Here is a 22,445-nt window from a genome sequence, read left to right on the forward strand (position 1 = left end):
TCGCGGAACGAAAAGATACGAGCGTCGTAGGTAGCGAAGCCACCCTTGAACGCTTTGACGGGGCGGTTTTTCTGTTGGGCAACTTTACGGGCGCCGGCCAGCCGTCTGCAGACCTGCTGAGCCAAGTTACTGGACAAGCCAAACCGGGCTCGAATCTCGTAGTAGCAAAGGGATTGCAGCTTGACCGCGTTGACGATCTTCTCCGGCGTGTTCTGGTTGACCCAATTCAAGGCTTGGCCAAAAGCCTCCAAAGTCGCGTCCAATTTGGCGGCCTGCGACTGGGACACCTTGAGCTTGCAGGAGACGGTCAGGACTTGGGTCATGGTTCTATTGTGACTTCCGCATTCCTCCCGGCACTGACCCTACGGGTACAGTGCGGGGCTCCTGCGATTTCTAGCTGATGAGCTGCTATGAACTATAGGCCACGGAGGAGAGCGCCGGCTTATTTGACAATTGGTCAGCGAGAACGCTTGCCACAAGTGGCAAAACAAAGGGGTCTTTATCTCGAAGCAATTCTCGGAGCAGACAGGCTTTAGCCGCCCTACTAGGCTCAAAGCTGAGACCCGCTGTGCTCGCATTGTGAAAAAAGATGAACTCGAGATCCTCTAACTGCAGTAAAAATCTCTACGCCTACACCAAGCGCTACAGTAGCTTTCGGAATTACTGGGTGGTACTGTAACCCCGTACTTTCATGCCACCCCACTATGCTTGCACTGGCAGCTGCAATGACTGTAAAAATACAGCCCGGTCAAGTAAAAAGCCAAAAAGCTGGTTGGCTGCTTCTCCTGGTGCTCGTGGGAAGCTGCCTTGTCGGCTGTGGCTCTTCCGGCGGTACAGGCATTGAGCCGTCGGCTGTGGGATCCCAAGCTCGCCTGACATTCAATGGGGCTCTGACCCGCTCCTTTTCTGGTACGCAAGGGGAAATGGAGTTCAACATCGCCCTCCTGCAAGGCGGGGATCCGCCCCAGCCGGTAACCCAGATCTCCGCCGGCCAGGTCAGCTTGCAGGTCAACCGGGTAACCGATTTGCTGGGGATCCCGCAGCCGGTAACCTTGACCCTGACACCCACCCGGATCGAAAATCCCCCGCCGGATCTGCCTCAGCGGCCTTTGCTCATGGCTGATGGATGGCTCAGGCAGCCTGTTGGTCTTGGATCCCCAATCTCGGCGCTTCCTGGCTGTTTTTCGGCTCCTGGATCAATTTCGCCCTGCACCCCTGGATCTGGGCGCTATTCTGCGCTTTGACAACCGGGGGGCAGGTTTTGGCCTTACAGCTTTGGGGCAGCCCCTGCGCACAGCTCAGCTGTTGCAAGACTTCACCAGCGACAGAGAGCTGCTGAGACGAGGGGTTTTGCGTGCTGTTCCCGGAGGGAACACCGCCCTTTACGATGCCACGGTAGAAGCCGGGCGTTTCTTGAGCGACTTTCGGTCCACCGAGCGTTTCAACCGCCGCTTGGTGGTATTCACCGATGGGATTGACAACGAAAGCACCCGCTCCATCAACCAAACTACCCAGGAGCTGACAGCCCTGGCCAGAGAGCGAGGACAGAAACTCACCGTGTATGTGGTTGGGTTGGGGGTCGATTTGAATCTTCTGGAGTTACAGCGCCTGGCTGCAGCTACTGAGGGGACTTTTGTGCTGGCACGGTTTTCTGAAGGGCTGGAAGCTCCCTTTGCCAACTTATTCCCTGCTGCTATTGGGGAGCACCGCCTGCAGGTGAGGGTGCAAAGCAACGTTCCGCTATCTGCTGGTTCTTATCTTCTCAGCGGGGAGCTGAGGGTTGAGAGAGAGGGAAGCCGTTTTGTGGTGCCTTTTAGCGACGCCGTTCTCACGGTGGGATCCCGCTAGAGCACTTGGCACCCTTTTGACTTCATCTATCCACCCTACTAACTAAAAAAAGCGGGGCGATAAGAAGATGCTTCAACGACCAAGACTCTCCAAACGGTTTTGTCAACAGGCTGCCCTTGCCCTAGCTGCTCTGGCAGGCTGCCTAGCCCCTCTGTTGAAAAGTTGCGGTGGTACCTCCAGCAGCCCCTCGACTGTGGGGTCACCACCAAGGGATCCCGGCTCTGGCTCTGGCTCTACCTCTGCCATTTTGGGATTGGTGGTTGATCCCTTTGCTCAGCTTTGCCCTTCAGGCTCAACAGCCGCCCTTTGTTCGGGAGGGCCGCTCTTTTCAAGAGGCAATAAGGTTGAGTTGTTCAACCTAAGCTCAAGAGGGGACATTTTGTTGCCTGCCTTGTCAACCACTGCCTTGGAGGGCAACTTGCGGTTCACCATCCCCTTTTCCGGATCGATTACTCAGCCGCCGGGGAAATTGGTATCGGTTCAGTCCAATCTCCTGGGCCAAGGGCGTCAGTCCGGCCAGCCTACACCCCTGCGGGGATTTATTTTCAGCGCAGCCGTGGATGTTTCCCCTTGGAGTGAAGCCCTTTATCGCATCTTGCTGCGGGAGCGGGACAGAGTACCTTTCTCCAACTTAGCTCCTCCAGAAATTAGGGATCTGGAGAATATTCTGTTTGTCAGCGTACCTCTTTCCAGAACAGCCCGAGACCTGGAGGAAATCATTACGGACATTATTCGACAAGCGGATCAACTTAGTTTTAATCAGCTTCGCTTTGTGGAAGATCTCATTCGCGTTTGCTATGCCCCAGAAGGCGATCAATCGGATCAGCCCTGCCGCCTCCGCATTCCGGTGCCCCTACCTCCTGCACCGACGGACTTTCCGACACCTCGACCCACTCCTGCCTCTACCCCGACACCGACGCCGACGCCAACCAACTAGGTAGGAGAGCCGTGTAGCCATGCCCTTGGAGAAGTTGGTCCCGCTATTGCGGTCGCAAAAGCGTCGTGTAGCGATGACGGCTTTCCCCCAGGTGGAGTGAGCCAGTCGTGGAGATATCTATCGAGGTTTGACAGCGCTTGCCGCCTGTGACGGTGGGATGTCAGGCTGAGACAGGAGTGGTTTTGCAGTCGGTAGGAACCATGACGCAGCGTGCCCAAGGATTTTGGCAATGGGGATCCCTTTGCCGGATTGGCCTCTACGTAGCTGCTCTATTCTGCGTGGTGGTGCTCTGGGGGATCCCGGCCTTGGCTCTGCCCCAAGGGGATGCCATCACGGATCCCCGTACCCTGTTGCGGCGGGCGTTGCCTATTCAGGAAACGAAGCTGCTGGAAATTGATGAGGCCATCTCCAAAATCGACACCGACCTGAAGTACAACCGCTGGTCAGCGGTGCGGGGAGATGTGCGCCAGGTGGAGCGGCTTCTGGATCGCCATGGAGATTCCCTGCTGGCCAGCTTGCCTCCGGATAGGGTGGCCCCGGCTTCTGAACAGATGGCCGCCCTACGAGAGCAGTTGCAGGTGATCGGCCAAGCCAGCGAGCGCAAATCCAAAGGCAAAGAAGAGGCCCGCGCTGCCTACGACCGTCTAGTGGACGAGTTGGGATCCCTCGAAAACAACTGGGTGGGGGCTTTCCCCTACACAGTGCCTGCTGAGTATGCCGACAAACCTCAGCTCTTGGGGCGGGCAGAGGTGGAGCTAAACACCACCGCTGGGCGCATGGTGATCACCTTAGATGGCTACAGCGCCCCCATCACTGCCGGCAACTTTGCCGACCTGGTGCAGCGGGGCTTCTACGATGGCCTGACCTTTGACCGGGTGGAGACCTTCTTCCTGGCGCAGGCCGGGGATCCCCCTGGCCCTGCCGATGGCTATGTGGATCCGGCCACGGGCAAGGTTCGCACCATCCCCATGGAGATTCGCGCCAAAGGCGAGGTGATGCCCCGCTACGGCCAGACTTTTGATCAGATGGGCCTGTGGGATGTGGAACCGGCTCTGCCCTTTTCCGCCGAAGGGACGGTGGCCATGGCCCGCTATCCCGACGATCCCAACAGCGCCTCTTCTCAGTTCTTCATCTTTATGGCTGAGCCGGATCTCACCCCGGCGGGGTTAAACCTCATGGATGGCCGCTATGCCGTGTTCGGGTACGTTACAGAGGGAACGGAGGTGCTGCGCCACATCAAAGTGGGGGATCGGATTTTGAGTGCCAGATTGATTTCCGGCCAAGACAACCTCAAAACTGGAACCTAGAGGGGATCCCTTCCTTCCTGCCTAACCGTGTCGATAAGCCGCCGTACCGTCGCCGCCCCTGCAGAGGGCTGGAAGCGAAAGGGAAATTTGCCCCTGGCCAACAGGCGCAGACCCAAAGGCACCAAGCTGAGCAGCCCTTTGGGATCCCGGCCCACCACCTGCAGGGCAAAGCGGCGCTCATCTATCCAACCACCGGAGCGCACCAGTTGCACCAGAGTCTTGCGGTGGCGGATGGCTATGGGCAAGGACTCCGTCCGAATAGCGCGAACAGCGTGCTGGCGGGAACGGTCGGTGGGCAGAGCAGCGGTCTTGTCTGCATGGCGGGAGAGGATCCCCTGTTTGAGTTCGGTGATTTGATCCAGAGGTGCCACGCCCATCGGGCAGACGCTGTTGCAGTTCCAGCAGCGGGTACAGCCCCAGACACCAGCCAAGCTATCCAGAGCCTGCAGGCGTTGTTCCCGTTGGCTGTCGCGGCTGTCTTGGACGAGGCGGTTGGCTCTGGCCAGAGCATGGGGGCCGACAAACTCTGGGTTCACCTCTTTGGCATTGCAATCGGAATAGCAGGCTCCGCAGAGAATACAGCCACCGGCAGCGTTGAGATGCTCCCGTTCGGCAGGCAGCTGTAAAAACTCTCGCTCCGGGATGCGTCGCCCCGCCGTGCTGACAAAGGGATCCACCCGGCTGAGATCGTTCCAGAAGGGCTGCATATCCACCACCAGATCCCGCAGAACGGGCAGGTTTCCCAGAGGGCCGATGCGAATAGGCTGCGGCTGGGGGCTGCGGGGATCCAGCTCTTCGCCCACATGTCGGCCACAAGCCAAGGCTGCCCTACCGTTGATGCGCATGGCGCAACTGCCACAGATGGTGTTGCGGCAGTTTTTGCGGAAGGCCAAGCTGCCATCCTGCTCCCACTTGATCTGGTTGAGGCAATCGAGAATGGTGGCGCCAGGGGATGTCTCCAGCCAGAAGGACTGCCAGCGGGGCGGCTCCGGCGGCAACTGTCGGAAAATCTGAAATTCTACTCGCAAAGTGTTCTGCACCGCTGAAGGGAAAGGGGATCCCATCCTAGCTCTCTCCCTATTGCCCCGCAACGCTCACGCAAACAACGCGATAGCAGAAGTGGCTACAGCGCGCGGCTGAGGGCGCTCCCCGGCCCCTGAAACAACAGCCAAGAAATAAGAAAGTTGGTAACAAACACGCCCAGCAACGCCGTGACCACCGCATCGGTGGTGGAGCGACCCACCCCCTTGGCTCCCCCGCTGGTGGAAAGGCCCCAGTTGGAGCCGACAATGGCGATCAAAGACCCAAACACCATCGCCTTAAAACAACAGACGAGCAAATCCCAGGAGCTCAGAAGGGTTTGCGCCGAGTTGAGAAACACTGCAGGAGAGATGTTGTAGGCCGAAGCGCAGATGATCATCCCCCCCACCAGCCCCGTCAGCAGGGAGAGGATGGTGAGCACCGGCAGCATCAGCCCCGCAGCCAGCACCCGCGGGATCACCAGATAATCCACCGGATCGGTGCGCAACAACAGCAAAGCGTCGATCTGCTCCGTGACTTTCATGGTGCCCAGCTCGGCAGCAAAAGCGGATCCCACCCGTCCGGCCAAGATCACCGCCGTCACCACCGGTGTCAGCTCGCGGGCAAGGGCAATCGCCAAAACCCCCCCAATCAAGGAAGAGGCTCCGAAGTTGATGAATTCCCGCGCCAACTGGATGGTGAAAACGCCGCTGATCACCACCGCCGTAATCAGAACAATCAGCAGCGACTCCAGCCCCACCGCCGCAAGCTGATCCAGGGTGTTGCGACGATGGATACGGCCCCGCATCAGATGCAAAATCACCTGACCGGTCAGGAGAAAACTGCTGCCCACCCGCTGCAACCAGCTCATGGTTTCCGTCTCAAGAAGCCGTTATCGCTAGGCGACGCTTTGGCGACCCCGTTAGGGGGGCGGAGTCCTTCGGGGTTGCCGGCTCCGCTGGCAGCTGAAAGCTGGGCACAAACGAGGCCCGTGTCAGGGGTTGATCCAGGATCAGCCCCTCTCCCCCCAGCACTTCTAGGGCACGGCCTTCCACCGAGATCCACACCCGCGCGCCGGGGTTTTGGCTGGTGGCCGTGTAGAGCACCTGCGCAATCCGGCTCATCATCGCCGTGGATCCCCCCCCTTGCGTGAATTCGGGGGAGAAGTTGAGGAAAATATCGTCGCCCTCCACCCGCACATCCAACACCCGCGTCTGGGGGGGAATGGCCGTGGTGAGGTGGGGATCCCGGGGGCCGGCAATCAGCTCCTCCAAGGCCAGGCGGATGGCTTCTTGAGTGTCAAAGGCGCGAACCCTGCGCTCCTGCTGCACGTAGTCAATAGAGTTGTCAGCACTGGTCAGCCAATACAAGGAAAGCGTCTGCCGCGGCCCGATGCTGTACCACCAAGCTCCCCCCATCACCCCTAACCCCAGCAAGAAGCCAAGGATCCCCAATTGCAGGGCCCGGCCGCGACGTGGGCAGCGACGCCGTCCTCCCAACCTGACGGAGCTGAGCTGTGCGGTACGGCCTCCGTAGTGGCTCATCGCTGGCGATCCCCCTCTCTAACCTAGCTCTAGGGTAGCGAAGAAAAGCCCTCCCTGCCGGGGATCCCCCGTAGGCTGGACAGGCAAAAGTGCGGCAGCAACTGGGATCCCTTTATTTGTATGATGATAATGATTTACACCCGGCATTGCTGAGTCGATAACTGAGCACACAAGGAGCTGAGCCTCAATCATGGTTACTGCCACCGCTACTGCCACCAATGTTGGCTACATCACTCAGGTCATTGGGCCTGTGATCGACGCCGAGTTTCCCAGCGGCAAGCTGCCCGAAATCTACAATGCCCTCAAGGTGGAGGGCACAACCGAAAGCGGCCTGAAGGTTAACGTCACCTTTGAGGTGCAGCAGCTTTTGGGGGATAACCGCGTGCGTGCGGTGGCCATGTCCTCGACCGACGGCCTGGTGCGGGGCATGCCGGTGGTGGATACGGGCGCTCCGATTACTGTGCCGGTCGGGCAGCCCACCCTGGGGCGCATTTTCAATGTGCTGGGAGAGCCGGTTGACCAAGGAGAGCCCGTTCAAGCCCAAGAATTTGCCCCCATCCACCGCAGTGCGCCTCCACTTGTCGATTTGACGATTAAGCCAGAGCCCTTTGAAACCGGCATCAAGGTGATTGACCTGCTGGCCCCCTTCAAAAAGGGGGGCAAGGTGGGCCTGTTTGGCGGTGCCGGCGTCGGCAAGACAGTGCTCATCCAGGAGCTGATCCACAACATCGCTGAGGAGCACTCTGGCCTATCGGTGTTTGCGGGCGTGGGAGAGCGCACCCGCGAGGGCAATGACCTCTACAACGAGATGAAAGAATCCGGTGTGCTGGACAAAGTGGCGCTGGTCTATGGCCAGATGAACGAGCCACCGGGTGCCCGCATGCGGGTTGGCCTGACTGCCCTGACCATGGCAGAGTACTTCCGCGACGTTAACAAGCAGGACGTGCTGCTGTTCATCGACAATATCTTCCGCTTTGTGCAGGCCGGGTCGGAAGTGTCGGCGCTGTTGGGCCGCATGCCCTCGGCGGTGGGTTACCAGCCCACCTTGGCTACCGAAATGGGCAACCTGCAAGAGCGCATCACCTCTACCAAGCAGGGATCCATCACCTCGGTGCAGGCGGTGTATGTGCCTGCTGACGACTTGACGGATCCGGCCCCAGCAACCACCTTTGCCCACCTTGACTCGACGGTGGTATTGTCCCGCAGCTTGGCAGCCAAGGGTATCTATCCGGCGGTGGATCCCCTGGATTCCTCTTCCACCATCCTGCAGGCGGACATTGTGGGCGAAGAGCACTACAACACCGCCCGGGCAGTGAAGCAAACGCTGCAGCGCTACAAAGAGCTGCAAGATATCATCGCCATCCTGGGGCTGGACGAGCTGTCGGAAGAGGACAAGCTGGTGGTGGCCCGCGCCCGCCGCATCGAGCGTTTCCTGTCCCAGCCGTTCTTCGTGGCGGAGGTGTTCACCGGCTCCCCCGGCAAGTATGTGAAATTGGCAGACACCATCAAGGGCTTCCAGCGCATTTTGTCGGGGGAATTGGACAATCTGCCGGAGCAAGCCTTCTACTTGGTGGGCACCATCGAAGAGGCCATCGAGAAAGCCGAGAAGCTCAAGTCCAAGTGATCCCTCACCCCCAGCCCCTTTCCCACAGGAGGAGAGGGGAGTTGCCGATAGCGCGGCGACTGGGCTCCCCAGGGTTGAAGGGGGGAACGCCCTGGTGGCATTGCTGACTGAAAGCGCTCCCCAGACCCGGCAGGGCTCCTTCTTTTCGGGGGAGCCTTGGTTTTATCTACAGGTGGGACGGCTGCTAGGGATCCCCGGCGACAGGCCCGAAGCGATAGCCCTTGCCGTAGACGGCGTGGATCAATTCTGCTGCCCCGGGCAACCTGAGGCGTCGCCGCAGCAGGCGCACCTGGGCTGCCAAGACGTTGCTGCTGGGGGGATCCTCTCCGGCCCACACCTGCTCGTAGATCTGGTCGTGGGTGAGCAACTGGCCGGGATGGGTCATGAAGTACTCCAGCAGGCGAAACTCTTTTTGAGAGAGGTGGATCATCCGCCCCTGCCGGTAGGCCACCTGGTTCTCCCGATCCAGCTCCAAATCCCCGACCTGCAGGCGAGGGATCCCTTCTCCAGGGCCGGTGGCCCGCCGCAAGAGGGCTCGCACCCGCGCCAGCAGTTCCCGCAGCTCAAACGGCTTTACCAAGTAATCATCTGCCCCGGCATCCAGCCCTTCCACCCGGTCGTCTAGGGTATCTTTGGCGGTCAAAAACAGGATGGGAGTGGTGCCATCCACCTGCCGCACCCGCTGACAGAGGGAAAGCCCGGAGAGCTCCGGCAACATCCAATCCAAGACCAGCAGATCGTAGGGCAGAGCGGGGGACTTTTGCAGCAGCTCCCAGGCCCGCCCTCCTGTGTAGGCGACGTCCACCGTGTAGCCCTCTCGCCTCAATTGCTGGGCCAGAGAATCGGCCAACTCCACTTCATCGTCCACCAATAAAATCCGTGCCATAGGACTCCGTCCCGCTAACGCGAACACCTCAGGACTCGGTCTCGCTGTTGTCTTGGAAACAATGTGGAGCGCTGACGTACTCAGAAAAGGACTCCGTCCCGCCAGAACTGGAGAGCGGCTCAAGCTGCAAGGATAGATCGTAAAGGCGGCGCCGCGTCCAGATGGGGGATCCCTGCAGACGCTGGGCCAACCGGCGGCTGGCTGCGGAGCGGGATAGGCCCTCGGCCAGCAACCGGGCCATTTCTTGGCGAATTTCCGCTTCCGAAGCACCGTCTCCCAGCCCGTTCAAGGACTCCGCCCCGCCCCTGGCAGGGTTGTTGCTTTGTAACGCTGTCGCGACGGGGCCGCGAACGGCACCCACATATCCCTCAAGCAAGAGGGTGAACTCCCCTCGGGGCGGCTGAGCAGCGCAGTGCTCCAAGGCTGCTGCCAGGGATCCCCGCCAGAAGGACTCGTACAGCTTGGTCAGCTCCCGCGCCAGCACGATCTGCCGCTCTGGGCCGCAGTGATCCAGCAGATCCTGCAGAGTTTGGCGCAGGCGATGGGGGGCTTCATAGAGAACGACGGTGCGCTCTTCTTGGGCCAACTGTTGCAGGCGGGCCTGTCGCTGACTGGGTTTAAGAGGTAAAAATCCCTCGAACACGAATCGTTCTGTGGGCAGGCCCGAAGCGGTCAAGGCCGCAACAGCAGCTACCGGCCCCGGCACAGGGATCACCGGGATCCCGGCCTGAATGCAGGCGCGCACCAACTCTTCTCCCGGATCGGAAATGGCGGGGGTGCCGGCATCGCTGATCAGGGCCACCGACTGGCCCGCCGACAGATACTTCAGGAGTTGAGGGATCCGCTGGGCAGCGTTGTGCTCGTGATAGCTGATGAGGCGGGCGGAGATTTGAAAATGTTTAAGAAGCTGGCCGGAGTGGCGAGTATCTTCTGCTGCCACCCAATCCACCTCGCGCAGAACCCGCAGCGCCCGCAGGGTGATGTCTTCGCGGTTGCCGATGGGGGTGGCCACCAAGTAAAGGCTGGCGGTGGGGTGTTCCATCCCGAGCTCCAAGGCTGAGCTGCCGATAACCAGACAATAGCCAATTAGAGCAATTAGAGATCGCCTCGGATCCCCAGATTAACCTCTCTTGGCCGGTGCCCCGATACCCAAGCATCTGCCTTTCGCGGTAGCGGGACGGAGTCCTTTCGCGGTAGCGGGACGGAGTCCTTTCGCGGTAGCGGGACGGAGTCCTTTCGCGGTAGCGGGACGGAGTCCTTTCGCGGTAGCGGGACGGAGTCCTATGGCAGGATCGAGAAGTGCTGCGGAGAGGGATCCCGGTGCGCTTGACAACGCGGGCCACCTATAGCATCAAAGCTTTGTTGGATCTGGCGATGCTCGGCTCCGGGCAAATGGCTTCGGTGCGGGCCATTGCCGAGCGACAGGGGATCCCAGCTCCCTACCTGGAAAAGTTGCTGATTGAGTTGCGCCAGGCCGGCTTGGTTTGTTCCCAACGGGGGGCCCAGGGAGGCTACCGGCTGGCACGGGCACCGCGGCGGATCCCGATTAGCGCCATTTTGGCGGCAGTGGGAGAATCCTTGGATCCTCTCATGGACAGTTCTAATCCTTCAGCCGTGCATCCGGCGGAGCGGCTGGACTGGGTGACGGAAGCCCTGTGGCAGCGGATCGCTCGACGGGTGCAGCAGGTGTTGGAGGAAACCACTCTGGAAGATCTGTATTTTGATGCCCGGAGCTGGCAAGCGGCTCAGGATCAGGAGAGTGGATTTGTGGTTTGATCGCGTTAGCGGGACGGAGTCCTTTCGCGTTAGTGGGACGGAGCCCTTTCCCGGCGGCTGGCTGTTTTTTCCGGCCCAACCGACTGCCGGGCTGGTGCTGGCGGCAGCTTTGGTATTGGATTACCTGCTGGCGGATCCCTGGGGTTGGCCTCATCCGGTGCGGGTGATGGGGGCTGTAATTGCCTGGGGACAAGGCTATATCCTCAAGCACTGTTCGACTCCGCAAGCACAACGGTGGGGCGGGGCAGTGCTCACCCTGGCTCTGGTGGGGGGATCCTACGGCATAGGCTGGGGGCTGGTCGCCATTGGCAATGCCATCCATCCCTGGGCAGGGATCCTCATGCAGGTAACCCTCATGGCCAGTTGTCTGGGAGGGCGCAGCCTGCGCTTTGCTGCGTTGGAGGTGTTGGATCCCTTGGAAAAAGGGGATCTGCCGGAGGCCCGTCAACGGCTCAGCCGCTACGTAGGGCGGGATACAGAGCACCTGACGGAGCCGGAGATTTTGCGGGCGCTGATTGAGACGGTGGCCGAAAATACTCCCGACGGAGCAACTGCCCCTCTGTTCTACGCCTTCTTGGGAGGGGCGCCCTTGGCCCTAGCCTACAAGGCCAGCAGCACGCTGGATTCGATGGTAGGCTACCGCCATCCCCCCTTCACCCATTTGGGCACAGTGCCGGCCCGCTGTGAGGATGGGCTGACTTGGCTGCCCTGCCGCCTGACGGTGCTCACCCTGGCCCTGCTCAGCCGGGATCCCTGGGGGTTCTGGCAGCGGTGTCGTCAGGACGCGCAAGCGGATCCCAGCCCCAATTCGGGGTGGAGCGAAGCGGCTTTTGCCTGGCGGCTGCAGATCCAATTGGGGGGAACCAATTTCTATCAGGGGATCCCGAAGGTGAAACCCAAATTGGGGATCCCAGCTCGCCCCTTGACCCCGCAAGTGGTGCGGGAAAGCTTGGGACTGCTGCGACAGGTTGTATGGATTTGGGGGAGTTTGATGGTGGGAGCAACTCTCCTGTTGACCGTTCTGCAACTCATGGTCGTTTATTTCACCCCCTAGGATGAACTAAACAACCGGTTGCTTCCTGCTTCTACGACCCTTACCTAGCTGAGCTTTTGACTCAACCCCGGCAGAGGAATCTCCACAGGCGCAACTTCCCCCAGAACTTGAGGTAGAGTTAGCAAAGCTAACTAGATCGGCGGCAACAAAAACCGTAGCTGCTGTCAACCTGCCGTGAACCTAGAACCGCTGAAATAAACAATGATAAAAACAGCAGCTGCTACAGATATCAAGCACAGGGCGGTGGGGCATCCCGTCCTTTTCGCGTCAGCGGGACGGAGTCCTTGAAGCTCGCACTCTCTCGCTTTAGCGGCGCGGAGCGCTTTGCGTCAGCATGAGTGCGGGAGTTATGTCACTTGTGCAACCGTTTATCGCTGGCTGAGCCGAGCAGACCTCACGACAACAAAAGTCAAGACCCGCAAGCGAAAGACAGACTTGGCTGCCCTGCAGCAAGACGTAGACCAGTGCCCAGAAGCTCGACTAAAGGATGGAGCCCAGCGCCAGAGCAATACCCATTAACTGCAGCATTGACAATATCCGACAATATCCAAACAACAAAAAGGCCCCCTTTCGAGGGCTTTTTTGAGGATACTGTTGCGCCGTTTTACCGTGGTTTTCGACCTGGAAAATCCAGTATAGGATACCGGGGATGATTGTCGATAGTTTCCAAATCAAGTTTGGCTTACTGCTCTCACATCCACTTCCCATCCTAATTGTCGAAGGGTATAGATCGCAAAAACATAACGGCAGTCACCAACGCCGCAGAATCCTCTCCCAATCATACCCCATTTTTGGGGTGTGCCCGTCAAGTGCTCACCAAGGGCTAGGATAAAAGACAGCTTGACGGGTTGCTGGCCATGCTTGGTTCCTGGTTAGACAACATCTACGGCGCTTGGTTTCTGCCGGAGCGCACCTTTCGGGCGTTGCGGGAACAGCCTGTTCTCTGGCAAGCCTTTGGGGTGGTGGGGCTGCTCAACGTCCTGGATGCGATTCGCCGCTCTGGGGTAAGCCTGCCGAGCATGGTGCTGGCGGTGCTGATGGGATCCCTGGGCTGGGTGGGTTTGGCGGCTTTGTTGCAATTGCTGGCCTTTTGTTTGGGTCGGGCTGTCCCTTCCTTTTCAGCGCTGCTGTGCTTGACGGGGTTTGCCGGTTTGCCGTGGCTGCTGCTGGGGCCTGCTCAATCGTTGGGTGGGGTGGTGGGATCCCTGCTGGGCTTGTCAGCTCTGCTGTGGTTTGTGGTTTGGCAGGTGCGGGCAGTAGCTGTAGCGCTGGATTTGGAGTGGTGGCGCCTGGTGGGCCTGATCCCATTGGCTTTCCTAGGGGGGATCCTGTCCCTGAGCTGGCTGACCAGCAGCGTTGTTACTTTGGCTTCCTTGGGCTAAAGCTTATAGTTGTTTCAGGTTAAGGTGAAACGCCTAGGCTACTGATCGCGCCAGCGGGACGGAGTCCTTGAAAAGCCTTCCGGTTCTGCGTATTGTTGCTCCGCAACGCTATTGCTATGCCTACGGCACCCTGACGGGAACCGCAACGCTATTGCTCCGCAACGCTGACACGACGACGCGAAGACGCGACTAACGTTCTAGGTGTGGGTGCAGCGTCCTGGTTGGAATTGAAATGATTGTAATTCTCGTTGAATCCCGGCGTGTGGCCAGGGATGCTTCCCTGGAATTAGCGGGGCACTCGCTGCAGATGCGGCTTTTCCTCCGGCAGAATAGCGCCTTCTACGGGGCAGACCTGTAAACAGATGCCACAGTCGATGCAGGTGGAAAACTCAATCCAAAAGTAGTCGGTGCCTTTGGCATTTTTGGTATCGCCGGGGTGGATGCAGGCGACGGGGCAAGCCTCTACACAGTCGGCCACACCTTCACAGATATCGGTGACAATTGTATGCGGCATGGATCCCTCCCAATGATTGCTCTAAGTCAAATTCTAAGTGCAGTTGCCACAAGGTCAGCCTTGACGTCGCCTGCGCTTCCTATGCTTTTGACTTTTTGATTGAGATGCGCGACATTAGCCCAAAGCTGTCTGAAAAAGATGGGGCTTATATCTCAGTTCTAGGGTTCATTTTAGGCCAAAATTGCTCCCCAACGAAGAATTTTCCGGATTGTCGCTTTTTCTGACTTTGTCTGGGGCCTCTCAGCACAGCGCCAACATGTGGGAGGTCAGAGACAGTCGGCAAACCGGCTCCCGCCGCCTCGAGAGTTCTTTCTTGCCAAAAATGCCAAGGGACATACTCTGCTGTGACCTGGGTTTTAACCGAAAGATAGGATGATTTGGCATAAAACAGGGGCTAAATCTCTCTGGGATCCCGCTCTTGAGACTGCCACCAACGGCTGAGGGGCCAATACAAAGCGGGTGCCCAGAGGCTACTTAAAATAGCAGACGTGAGGGCATTGCGTTGATGGTTCCACCAGATGCTCTCCAGAGAACGCGAACCGTCGCCGCCGATGCTGCCGAAAGAGTGAAGGGAGTTCCCCAATCCATCCAGCAAAGTTTGCATTCCCGCCGGATCCAGGCCCTCGGATCCCTGGGAGGCGGCAAGCCACATCCACTGCAGCGCCATCAGGGTTTCGGCAATCACCACCATACCAAAAACGATCAAGGCCACCGAGATAAAGTCTTCTTGCATGTAGCGTTGTTTTTGCAGCTTGGCGGTGAGGATCCCGACTACGGCCAGCCCCAGCGCATGGGTAGGACAAGGGCTGGTCAGCGCATCTTGCAGAAAACCCAGGGTGACCCCGGCAACAGCTCCCTGCCAAGCTTTACGCCGCACACTCCAGCACACCACCCAGATCAAGGGCCAATCTGGGGTTAAGCCTGCCAGCTCCAAGCCCGGCCCGCGCCACCAAGGGGCCACTGCTGCCAGCAATCCTGATAGGGCAGTCACCACCCAGTTGAGGTGAGACTTGAGCTTAAGAATCAGAGGGTTGAGCATAGCGGTAGATCAAGGCCCATTCCAAGAGGCCCAGCGGCGCCGACAGTTCGACAGTGGCTTGGGGGGCAGGGCTGGCATCCAAGTTGACCGCTCGAACCGTTCCCACCACCACCCCGGCTGGGTAAAAGCTGCTCAGGCCCGAGGTCACCACCACATCCCCCACCTCTACTTTGGGAGCCTTGTCGAAAAAATCCAAAATGGCACTCTGGGTGCCCGTACCCCTCAGGATGCCCATGTGTCGGCTGCGACTCAACATCACCCCAACACGGCTGGTGGGATCGCTGATCAGGAGCACTCGGCTGGTGTTGGGCGTGACCGACTCGACTCGCCCGATCAACCCTCCCGGCGCCATGACTACATCTCCCACCCTGACTCCATGCCGGCTGCCGCGGCTGAGGGTGAGCTGTTGCCACCAGTGATCGGCGCTGCGACCCACCACGGCTGCTGGGATCCCCGCTTGGGGCATTTGCTCGGTAAATTGCAGCAGTCGCTTCAGCTCGCGGTTTTGGTACTGCAACTCGGCTACCAGGGCTTGCAGCTCACGGTTGGCGGCCTGGCTGAGCACCGCAGCGGGATCCACAGGCGGACGGGCTGGAGCAGTGATCCAACTGTACAATTCCACCAACAGGGATCCCTGGGTTTGGCGCAAGCCCAGCGCTGCCCCCATCGCCAAAGCAGACAGGAGCAACCCCAGGCTATGGCGCCTCCACCATTGGCGTAGCCAATTCAAGCAATACCTCTCCAACCCACTCGACTCACAGCTTAGATCAGGGATGGGAAGAAACTCCTCTAGCCCTTGAAGCTGCCGCTCAACACTCGACCTAGGGTTTTGAAATCCTCCAAAACTCGCCCTGTACCGAGCACCACACAACTGAGGGGATCCGGGGCAATGTGAACCAAGATCCCGGTTTCATGGCTGATCAGGGCATCTAGACCCTTGAGCAAGGCTCCTCCCCCGGCCAGCATGATGCCTCGGTCGATGATGTCGGCAGCCAATTCCGGTGGAGTGCGCTCCAGGGTGCGCTTAATGGCTTCCACAATCACCGAGAGGGGCTCGGCCATGCTCTCGCGAATTTCGGTGCTCTTCACCGTGACGGTACGGGGTAAACCCGAGAGCAGGTGTAACCCGCGCACTTCCATGGTCAGTTCCTCTTGAATTGGGTAGGCGGAGCCAATCCGAATCTTGATCTCTTCAGCGGTGCGCTCCCCGATGGTGAGGTTGTGAACCTTTTTCATGTACTGGGCGATGGCCTCGCTCAGTTCATCTCCCGCTACCCGCACCGACTCGCTCAGCACGATCCCCTGCAAACTGAGGACGGCTACCTCAGTGGTGCCGCCGCCAATGTCGATGATCATGTTCCCAGTGGGCTCTTGCACCGGCAGCCCGGCCCCGATTGCTGCTGCCACCGGCTCATCCACCAAATACACCTCCCGCGACCCAGCTTGGAGAGCGGCTTCCATCACCGCCCGTCGCTCCACCCCAGTCACACCGCTGGGGATCCCAATCACAATGCGGGGAGCAATCAGGTACCGGCCCTCGTGTACGCGGTGGATGAAGTGTTTTAGCATCATCTCCGCCGTGTCGAAATCGGCAATCACCCCATCTCGCAGAGGACGCACCGCTACAATGTTGCCGGGGGTACGGCCCAACATTTTTTTGGCATCTTCCCCCACAGCCAGGGGTTGCTTGGTGTTTTGGTCGATGGCGACCACAGAGGGCTCTTGCAGGACAATGCCTCGCCCGGCCACGTAGACCAGCGTGTTGGCAGTGCCCAAATCAATGCCCATATCACGGGAAAATCGGCTGAATAACCCCACGGTAAGTCGCTCCAGTCTTGATTTGGGAAGAAGCAGCAAGCTTTGGTACCTACTATAGTCTAGTTCTGCAAGAGAATCTCCCCCGAAGAGTGGGAATCTGCTCCAGAGAAACCGGCTATGGCTGTATCCCAGCCAGCTGTGGAAGATCGAATTCGCCGCTAAGGTGCAATCCTGTTGTGATTCGGGATCCCTCGTGCCTAAGGTTGCCATTGCTCCAGCCGGCTATCCGGCCATCGCCCCCTATTCTCCCGGCGTGAAGGTGGGCAAAATACCCTCTACATCTCGGGCACATTGGCCCTGGATCCGGAGGGCAAGACGGTGGATCCGACATCGCCACCCAGACTCGCGTGGTGTTGGAGCTGAGTGACATCCTCCCGACGCTCACCCTGCGGGTACAGCGCGGGGCTTCTCGGCAGTTTAGCTAAGATAGACCAACCCGGTCTTTTGGCGGTTGCGATGCAGCTCTCTGGTGCCTTGGTTAGCGTGGCTACCCTGGACTTGCCTCGTCTACAACGCTTCTATCGGGATCTCTTGGGGATCTCTCCCCAAGTCCAGCTCCCGACAGAGGGGGATCCGGTGTACGTAGAGTTTCGTCTGCCAGGGTTGCGGCTGGGCCTCTATCGCAGCCGTCATCTCGATGGTGGTGCCCAAGCCGCAGCGGTGAGCCTCTGCCTGCAGGTGCAAGATTTACAGGGATCCCTGACAACACTGGAAGGGTTGGCGGGAGCTTATCAGCTCTCCATTTCCCCCCTGCGGCAAGCCTTTCATGGACAGGAGGTGGATTTTCGGGATCCCGATGGCAACCGGATTGTGCTGCACCAGCCCTCTGCTGCTTTTGAGGAAGCGACGGCCTGGGATCCCCAGGGTTAGATTCGCCAGAGATAGATGGTGTAGGTGTTGATAACATCCGATACAGTGGTGGTGGCGGTGGGGAGCCAATCTCCCATGTCGAAGGAGTGGGTGACCAGACGAGCGCCGGGCCGAAGCTGGGAGCGCAGCTTGTCTCGGATCAGCAGGTGGGAGCGGGGCAGCAAATAGCAGCTCACCACCGTCGCCGGGGTTAAGTCCAGAGTGAGCAGATCCTGCTGGAGAAAAGTAACTCGATCCTGAACTTGGGCTTCTCGGGCCCGCTGTTGGGCTTCCAGGATGCGCTCCGGGTCGATATCCACTCCCATGCCCTGTGTGCCAAAGCGCTGCGCCGCCCGGATGAGAATGCGGCCATCCCCACAGCCCAAGTCGTAGAGAGTATCCTCGCTCCCCACCTGGGCCAAATCCAGCATGGCATCGACAACCAAGGGCAAGGTGCGCACATAGGGGGCCAAGCTGATTCCCTCTGGACTTTGCGGGTTGGGCTGGCGTTGGAAGAAGGGATCCCTGCCCACCGAGTTCTGACCCAGCTTAGGTTTGAAACCGCGGGGCACCAAGGGTTGATTCCGAGAAGAGCGGTTTTCTCTGTTCATCAAATATTCTCATCAATTTCCCATCAGTCTATCAACCTGTCGCAGTACAGAGCCCCTGCCGTTCTACTGGGTGGAAAGTCACCGCCAATTGCGTCGGCTCAAGTACAGTCTACTAAGGGGTTATGGGATACACCTGTATGGTCATTTTCAACAGGAATGAAACATCTCCGTTCCATTGCTCTCTAACTCCCCTCTCCCTCTGGAGGGGCTGGGGGAAGCGGCGCGGAGCGTCTGGGCAGCGGCGGGAGTATCTCAATCGAGTCTGGAATGACTATGAACCTGCTTGTTCTAAACCTCACTGGGGTCAAGCCTCGGAAACACGATTTTTATACCCTTTTATATCCCTTAATTTGTAACGGGCTGTATCTCAAAAAATATCTTGATTCAACAACTTAGCCAGGCGTTCCAGCCCCTTTTTGACTTGGCGGGAAACGGTAACGGCACTGATCCCTAGCCGCTCTGCCGTTTCTTTTTGCGTGAGGTCATAGAAGAAGACAAATTCCAAAATCTTGCGGGTACGTTCCTCCAGCTGAGCCAAGGCATGCTGTAGGCGAATGCGGTCTTCTTCGGCCAGTTGAAAACTGCGGTAGCGCTGATCCGGAACGACCTCCCCCAAAGCGACGCTGTCTTCCTCGGTTTGAATCGGGGCATCCAGGCTAAGCAAAAGGCTGTTTTGTTGGGCCAGCTCCAGCTCTCGCCATTCCTGCTCCGTCAGTTGCAGGGCTTCCCTCACCTCGGCCTCAGAGGGAGAACGGCCCAACTCTTGCCGCAGACGGGCAATCACCTTCTTGGCTTGTCTTTGCAGGGTCGTCCAGCGGCGTGGGATCCGCATGGTGGGGCTTTTGTCCCGCAGGTAGTGTTGAATTTCTCCGCGAATGTAGGGCAGGGCAAAGGAGCTAAAAGCCAGGCCTCGGCTGATGTCAAAGCGTTCGATAGCTTGAATCAAACCCAAACAGCCAACTTGCACCAGGTCGTCGTACCCCTCATTGCATTGGTTGCGCCAGTGGTGGGCCTCTTTGCGCACCAAGCCCAAGTTCATTTCCACCAGCCGGTTGCGCAGGGCTGGATCGCGATTCTGGTGGTACAGCCGCAACAGTTCGGCAGTTCGGGCTTTAACATCCTCACTAGATGCCATAGATCCACATGCGGCTGGGAATCCGGTCTTGGCCAAAGGCAATGGAGGGGGGGCCGCCGGTCGCCTCAGGGAGACGGAGTTCTTGGGAGAGGTCAGGCGAGGGGCCGTTATCATGGACAACCCTTTACCGATTTGCCGAAAATAACTGTAGAACAAGCACTCAAGGAACTCGAAAACCATTCAAAGGTTGAGGATCCCACCCATAACCAACACCCATCCAGTCAAGAGACGCTTTTGCCCAGCCAGACCCTGCGCAAGCAGGTGCTACAGGGCTATAGGGATGGCGTTAGAAGCACAACCGGACACTGTTGAGATTTGCCAAGAGCTGGAACGTTCTTAGTTTGACCAGGTTTCTTGACCCAAGCAACAGCATCTCCACGGAAAATCGGCGGGTTTCATCGGCAAAAGAGCGCAATTTTCCCGTAAGACCCAACGAAATTGCCGGATTTCTGTTGTTGGCGTGCTCTCGTGGTTATTGGTGATTGGGTCAGGTTGGCGGTGAAACAGCCTGTGCATTCCAGCCTCTCCTCTCCTTCTGGGAGGTGAGAACGTCAAGAGGCTGTTCGTGACAGCGGCGGGGGGTTCTTGGGGGGATCCGTGCCGGCAAGGGCTGCCAAAAAGGATGCAAAACTCGGCTCCTCGCGAATGAGGTAGAAATAGGGCTCAGAGGAGAGCAAGGGGCGGTAGCATTCCGGCTCCAGGCGTAGGGCTTGCTCCAAAGCTTGTAGGGCCTGAGGCACTTGGCCTTCCCAGGCGTAGCAGCAGGCTTTGGCGTAGTGAGCCTCGGCATTGCTGGGATCCATCTGCAGGGCCCGATCAAAACTCTGGATGGCCAGCTCGTAGAGGTTCAAGTCCATCAGCACCAGGCCGCGCTGCACCCAGATCTGAGGGCGTTTGGGATCCTGCGCCAGGGCACGGTCATAGCTGTTGAGGGCCTCCATCGGGTTGCCGAGGCGGTGGTGGGCAAGGGCATGGCCGGCCCAGAGAGAGGCCGATTCGGAGCCCAGTTGCAGGGCTCGTTCGTAGCTGGCCAGAGCATCGACGTAGCGCTCTAGGTGAAACAGAGCCAGGCCCCGACTCTGCCAAACTTGGGCATTGACGGGGTTGATGGCGAGGGCTTTCTCGTAGCTGATTAGGGATCCCTGCCACCGTCCCAGAGAGGCTAAGGTTAGCCCGTGCAGGTACCACGTTTCCGGGCTGTCGGGGCTGAGGGCAAGGGCCCGTTCGTAGGCACATAGGGCTTCTTCGTAGCGGCCCAATTGCCGCAGCGTGTTGGCCTGGTTAAAGCGGGCCTCAAAAAAATCCGGTTTCAGCCGCAGAGCCCGCTCATAGCTGGCCAGAGCTTCTTGATGGCGACCGAGATCGTCCAGCAGAGAACCACGGTTGTTCCAGGCTTCGGGGAAGTCCGGCTTCAGCTCCAGGGCGCGGTCGTAGCTGGCCAGGGCAGCTTGGGCTTGCCCCAGGTGGTCGAGGGTGGTGGCGCGGTTGTACCAGGCAATGGGATCCTGCGGCTGATTTCCCACCGCCTGCTCGAAGGGCTGTAGTTGAGCCGCCTGTTCCGCCGAAAGGGCAGATGGGTCAACCGCCGGGGCCGGCGAAACGGCTGTAGATTCTGGGGAGGCAGCACGCCTCTGCCGCCGCAGCCACCAGGCCCAACCCCCGGCCAAAAGCAACAGGCTCGCCCCCAGCACCAGCACGCCCACGTCGGTCGGGGCAATCACAAACGGCATGACCCACTTCCTCTTTTCTGCGCGCCTCTACATCATCACCAAAAACGGCAGGGGATCGCTGGGCCCTGCCGGCGAGATCAGCTCAATGCGCTTTTCGCCAGGGTAGGTGCTGGGATCGATCTCAAAGGTAACCGTCAGCGCCTCGGCGTTGGCCTGCACCGGTTCCTTAGAGCGTCCCAAGGGATCCCCAAAGCTGACTCGGATCCCTTTACCCGCCGGGCTGACTCGGATTTCCGTCACCTGATCCAGATGGGATCCCTCTAGGGTACAGACGATTACATCCCCGACAAAGGCCTCCAGAGGCCAGCCCCGCCGCACCACCGGTTTGGACATGGTTGTCGCTCCCACAGGCTTCTGCATCTCAGTTTAATTTTTCATTTTCCCCTCCCTGCTCCAGCCCAAAACGGCTTTGGTGGCAGAGAGGCTCTCCCCCCTTGGGCCGGATCTCCTGCCACCCCTGTAGAGAAGAGGGAGTTGGGGAAAGGGCAACGGCAGGCGCTCGCAGCAACACCTGGCGGTCTGGGCCCACGCTCACCAAGCGGGGCATCTCTCCAAGGCTATCGGCCACCGCAAACAGCACCCGCTCTCGCGCCTGGGGATCCCAGCCCAGCAGCTGCGCATACCCCAGCGCCGGCGGCGGATCCCAGATTTGCACCGGTGGGATCCCTGTCGAGCCGGTGGGCAAGGGCCAGACCACCGCCCGATCCCAGCTCAAATCGGTCTGGAACCAGCCTTCGTACTCCCGCGCCAGCAAAGTGTTCCCCTGCCAGGCTAGAGGCAGGATCATGGCAAAATCCAATGCCTCAACGGGGTCGTACACCGACCCTGAGGCTTGATAGATAACCTGCAAGGCCCGAGTACGGGTGTTCTCGGCAAACAACACACTGGTCAACCGACCAGCCTGAGGCGTGGCCACCAAATCTAGCCGTGTGTACACCTGCCACTGGGGATCTGGCGCCGGCAGGGGATCGCTGCGCAACAGGCCAACCACCGTGCATTGCCGTTGCCGGGCTTGCTCCTGCAACCCATACACCCAATCCCAAGGGATGGGCAAAGTAGGGGGAGAGGAGACTCCAGGGGCAGCCGGCGCCATGTCCCTCGCCCAGGCAGCGCTCCCCTCCGCCCAGCCGATCCAAACAGCCACAAGGGCTCTCCCCAGTTGCCACAGCCAGTTTTGCCTGAGCCAGCCCCCCATCTGCCTCACCTTCCGTCGTGACATACTCCCGCACTCATGCTGATGCAAAGCGCTCCGCGCCGCTAGCGCGAAAAGGACATTTCCTGCGCTTGAGGACTCCGTCCCGCTGACGCGAAAAGAACGGGATGCCCCACCGCCCTGTGCTTGATGTGGATGGCCGCATGGTGGTCGCGTCC

Annotated in this window: 24 protein-coding genes and 1 pseudogene; 10 read left to right on the forward strand and 15 right to left on the reverse strand. The window is 59.3% G+C overall.

Translation table 11 applies throughout. The annotated features are described in order from the left end of the window. A pseudogene (locus NW834_RS07450) lies at nt 1–323 on the reverse strand (RNA-guided endonuclease TnpB family protein); the annotation flags it as partial. Nucleotides 324–794: 471 nt separating this feature from the next. Here NW834_RS07450 and NW834_RS07455 point away from each other — a divergent pair. The 4 genes from NW834_RS07455 (at nt 795) to NW834_RS07470 (ending at nt 4,092) form a co-directional block, all read left to right on the forward strand. Further along, a complete protein-coding gene (locus tag NW834_RS07455; RefSeq protein ID WP_414419670.1) occupies nt 795–1,244 on the forward strand; it encodes a hypothetical protein in 450 nt (149 codons plus the stop codon). Continuing rightward, nucleotides 1,150–1,848, forward strand: coding sequence for a vWA domain-containing protein (locus NW834_RS07460; RefSeq protein WP_414419669.1), 699 nt, complete (start codon nt 1,150–1,152; stop codon nt 1,846–1,848). The genes NW834_RS07455 and NW834_RS07460 overlap by 95 nt, the downstream gene beginning before the upstream one ends. A gap of 418 nt (nt 1,849–2,266) precedes the next feature. After that, entirely contained in the window at nt 2,267–2,785 is a 519-nt protein-coding gene (locus NW834_RS07465) for a hypothetical protein (protein ID WP_414426273.1), read from the forward strand. A gap of 200 nt (nt 2,786–2,985) precedes the next feature. Beyond that, entirely contained in the window at nt 2,986–4,092 is a 1,107-nt protein-coding gene (locus NW834_RS07470) for a peptidylprolyl isomerase (RefSeq protein ID WP_414419666.1), read from the forward strand. Here the strand turns inward: NW834_RS07470 and NW834_RS07475 are convergent. The 3 genes from NW834_RS07475 to NW834_RS07485 all read right to left on the reverse strand — a co-directional run bounded on the left by NW834_RS07475 (nt 4,089) and on the right by NW834_RS07485 (nt 6,656). Continuing rightward, nucleotides 4,089–5,120, reverse strand: a complete 1,032-nt coding sequence (locus NW834_RS07475; protein ID WP_414342869.1) for a succinate dehydrogenase/fumarate reductase iron-sulfur subunit — start codon at nt 5,118–5,120, stop codon at nt 4,089–4,091. The genes NW834_RS07470 and NW834_RS07475 overlap by 4 nt on opposite strands. 95 nt (nt 5,121–5,215) lie before the next feature. Further along, complete coding sequence (locus NW834_RS07480; protein WP_414419665.1) at nt 5,216–5,983, reverse strand: MlaE family lipid ABC transporter permease subunit; 768 nt, start codon at nt 5,981–5,983, stop codon at nt 5,216–5,218. A 10-nt stretch (nt 5,984–5,993) separates the two neighbouring features. After that, nucleotides 5,994–6,656, reverse strand: coding sequence for a GerMN domain-containing protein (locus NW834_RS07485; RefSeq protein WP_414419664.1), 663 nt, complete (start codon nt 6,654–6,656; stop codon nt 5,994–5,996). Between the two features lie 190 nt (nt 6,657–6,846). On the opposite strand from NW834_RS07485, the gene atpD reads away from it, so the two are divergent. After that, entirely contained in the window at nt 6,847–8,280 is a 1,434-nt protein-coding gene (atpD, locus tag NW834_RS07490) for a F0F1 ATP synthase subunit beta (RefSeq protein ID WP_011434062.1), read from the forward strand. 184 nt (nt 8,281–8,464) lie between these two features. Here atpD and rppA read toward each other — a convergent pair whose 3' ends face one another. Beyond that, on the reverse strand, nt 8,465–9,166 hold the full coding sequence (gene rppA, locus NW834_RS07495) for a two-component system response regulator RppA (protein WP_414349658.1): 702 nt from the start codon (nt 9,164–9,166) through the stop codon (nt 8,465–8,467). Between the two features lie 28 nt (nt 9,167–9,194). Next, a complete protein-coding gene (gene rsmI / locus NW834_RS07500) occupies nt 9,195–10,208 on the reverse strand; it encodes a 16S rRNA (cytidine(1402)-2'-O)-methyltransferase (RefSeq protein ID WP_414356863.1) in 1,014 nt (337 codons plus the stop codon). Between the two features lie 278 nt (nt 10,209–10,486). On the opposite strand from rsmI, the gene NW834_RS07505 reads away from it, so the two are divergent. From NW834_RS07505 to NW834_RS07520, 4 genes are all read left to right on the forward strand, one after another. Continuing rightward, nucleotides 10,487–10,942: an Rrf2 family transcriptional regulator gene (locus NW834_RS07505; protein ID WP_414383647.1), complete on the forward strand. Its 456-nt coding sequence runs from the start codon at nt 10,487–10,489 to the stop codon at nt 10,940–10,942. After that, the gene (cbiB, locus tag NW834_RS07510) at nt 10,926–11,996 is read left to right on the forward strand and encodes an adenosylcobinamide-phosphate synthase CbiB (protein ID WP_414419663.1); all 1,071 of its coding nucleotides are present in this window, start codon (nt 10,926–10,928) and stop codon (nt 11,994–11,996) included. The genes NW834_RS07505 and cbiB overlap by 17 nt, the downstream gene beginning before the upstream one ends. Nucleotides 11,997–12,320: 324 nt before the next feature. Further along, nucleotides 12,321–12,515 (forward strand): IS630 transposase-related protein, encoded by a 195-nt coding sequence (locus NW834_RS07515; protein WP_071818172.1) that lies wholly within the window; start codon nt 12,321–12,323, stop codon nt 12,513–12,515. A 338-nt stretch (nt 12,516–12,853) separates the two neighbouring features. Continuing rightward, nucleotides 12,854–13,378: a YIP1 family protein gene (locus NW834_RS07520; protein ID WP_414419662.1), complete on the forward strand. Its 525-nt coding sequence runs from the start codon at nt 12,854–12,856 to the stop codon at nt 13,376–13,378. Between the two features lie 286 nt (nt 13,379–13,664). Here the strand turns inward: NW834_RS07520 and NW834_RS07525 are convergent, their stop codons facing one another. The 4 genes from NW834_RS07525 to NW834_RS07540 all read right to left on the reverse strand — a co-directional run bounded on the left by NW834_RS07525 (nt 13,665) and on the right by NW834_RS07540 (nt 16,749). Continuing rightward, nucleotides 13,665–13,892, reverse strand: a complete 228-nt coding sequence (locus NW834_RS07525; protein ID WP_011434056.1) for an indolepyruvate ferredoxin oxidoreductase subunit alpha — start codon at nt 13,890–13,892, stop codon at nt 13,665–13,667. A 394-nt stretch (nt 13,893–14,286) separates the two neighbouring features. After that, nucleotides 14,287–14,931 (reverse strand): rod shape-determining protein MreD, encoded by a 645-nt coding sequence (gene mreD / locus NW834_RS07530; RefSeq protein ID WP_414407170.1) that lies wholly within the window; start codon nt 14,929–14,931, stop codon nt 14,287–14,289. Beyond that, nucleotides 14,909–15,661 carry a rod shape-determining protein MreC gene (gene mreC, locus NW834_RS07535; RefSeq protein WP_414387913.1) on the reverse strand — a complete coding sequence of 251 codons (753 nt, stop codon included), beginning with the start codon at nt 15,659–15,661 and terminating at the stop codon, nt 14,909–14,911. The genes mreD and mreC overlap by 23 nt, the downstream gene beginning before the upstream one ends. 59 nt (nt 15,662–15,720) lie before the next feature. Continuing rightward, nucleotides 15,721–16,749, reverse strand: coding sequence for a rod shape-determining protein (locus NW834_RS07540; RefSeq protein WP_414419661.1), 1,029 nt, complete (start codon nt 16,747–16,749; stop codon nt 15,721–15,723). Between the two features lie 456 nt (nt 16,750–17,205). Here NW834_RS07540 and NW834_RS07545 point away from each other — a divergent pair, with 456 nt between their 5' ends. Then, entirely contained in the window at nt 17,206–17,619 is a 414-nt protein-coding gene (locus NW834_RS07545; protein ID WP_414342826.1) for a VOC family protein, read from the forward strand. Here NW834_RS07545 and NW834_RS07550 read toward each other — a convergent pair. The 5 genes from NW834_RS07550 to NW834_RS07570 form a co-directional block, all read right to left on the reverse strand. Beyond that, nucleotides 17,616–18,209, reverse strand: coding sequence for an SAM-dependent methyltransferase (locus NW834_RS07550; RefSeq protein ID WP_414426274.1), 594 nt, complete (start codon nt 18,207–18,209; stop codon nt 17,616–17,618). The genes NW834_RS07545 and NW834_RS07550 overlap by 4 nt on opposite strands. Nucleotides 18,210–18,576: 367 nt before the next feature. Then, nucleotides 18,577–19,458 (reverse strand): RNA polymerase sigma factor SigF, encoded by an 882-nt coding sequence (locus NW834_RS07555; RefSeq protein ID WP_011434049.1) that lies wholly within the window; start codon nt 19,456–19,458, stop codon nt 18,577–18,579. 437 nt (nt 19,459–19,895) lie between these two features. Continuing rightward, nucleotides 19,896–21,074: a tetratricopeptide repeat protein gene (locus tag NW834_RS07560; protein WP_414419345.1), complete on the reverse strand. Its 1,179-nt coding sequence runs from the start codon at nt 21,072–21,074 to the stop codon at nt 19,896–19,898. Nucleotides 21,075–21,101: 27 nt separating this feature from the next. After that, complete coding sequence (locus NW834_RS07565; RefSeq protein WP_011434047.1) at nt 21,102–21,407, reverse strand: hypothetical protein; 306 nt, start codon at nt 21,405–21,407, stop codon at nt 21,102–21,104. A gap of 28 nt (nt 21,408–21,435) precedes the next feature. After that, complete coding sequence (locus NW834_RS07570) at nt 21,436–22,293, reverse strand: hypothetical protein (protein WP_414419346.1); 858 nt, start codon at nt 22,291–22,293, stop codon at nt 21,436–21,438. Between the last annotated feature and the right edge of the window lie 152 nt (nt 22,294–22,445).

This window comes from Synechococcus sp. R60.1 (assembly GCF_047461835.1).
Lineage (GTDB): Bacteria > Cyanobacteriota > Cyanobacteriia > Thermostichales > Thermostichaceae > Thermostichus.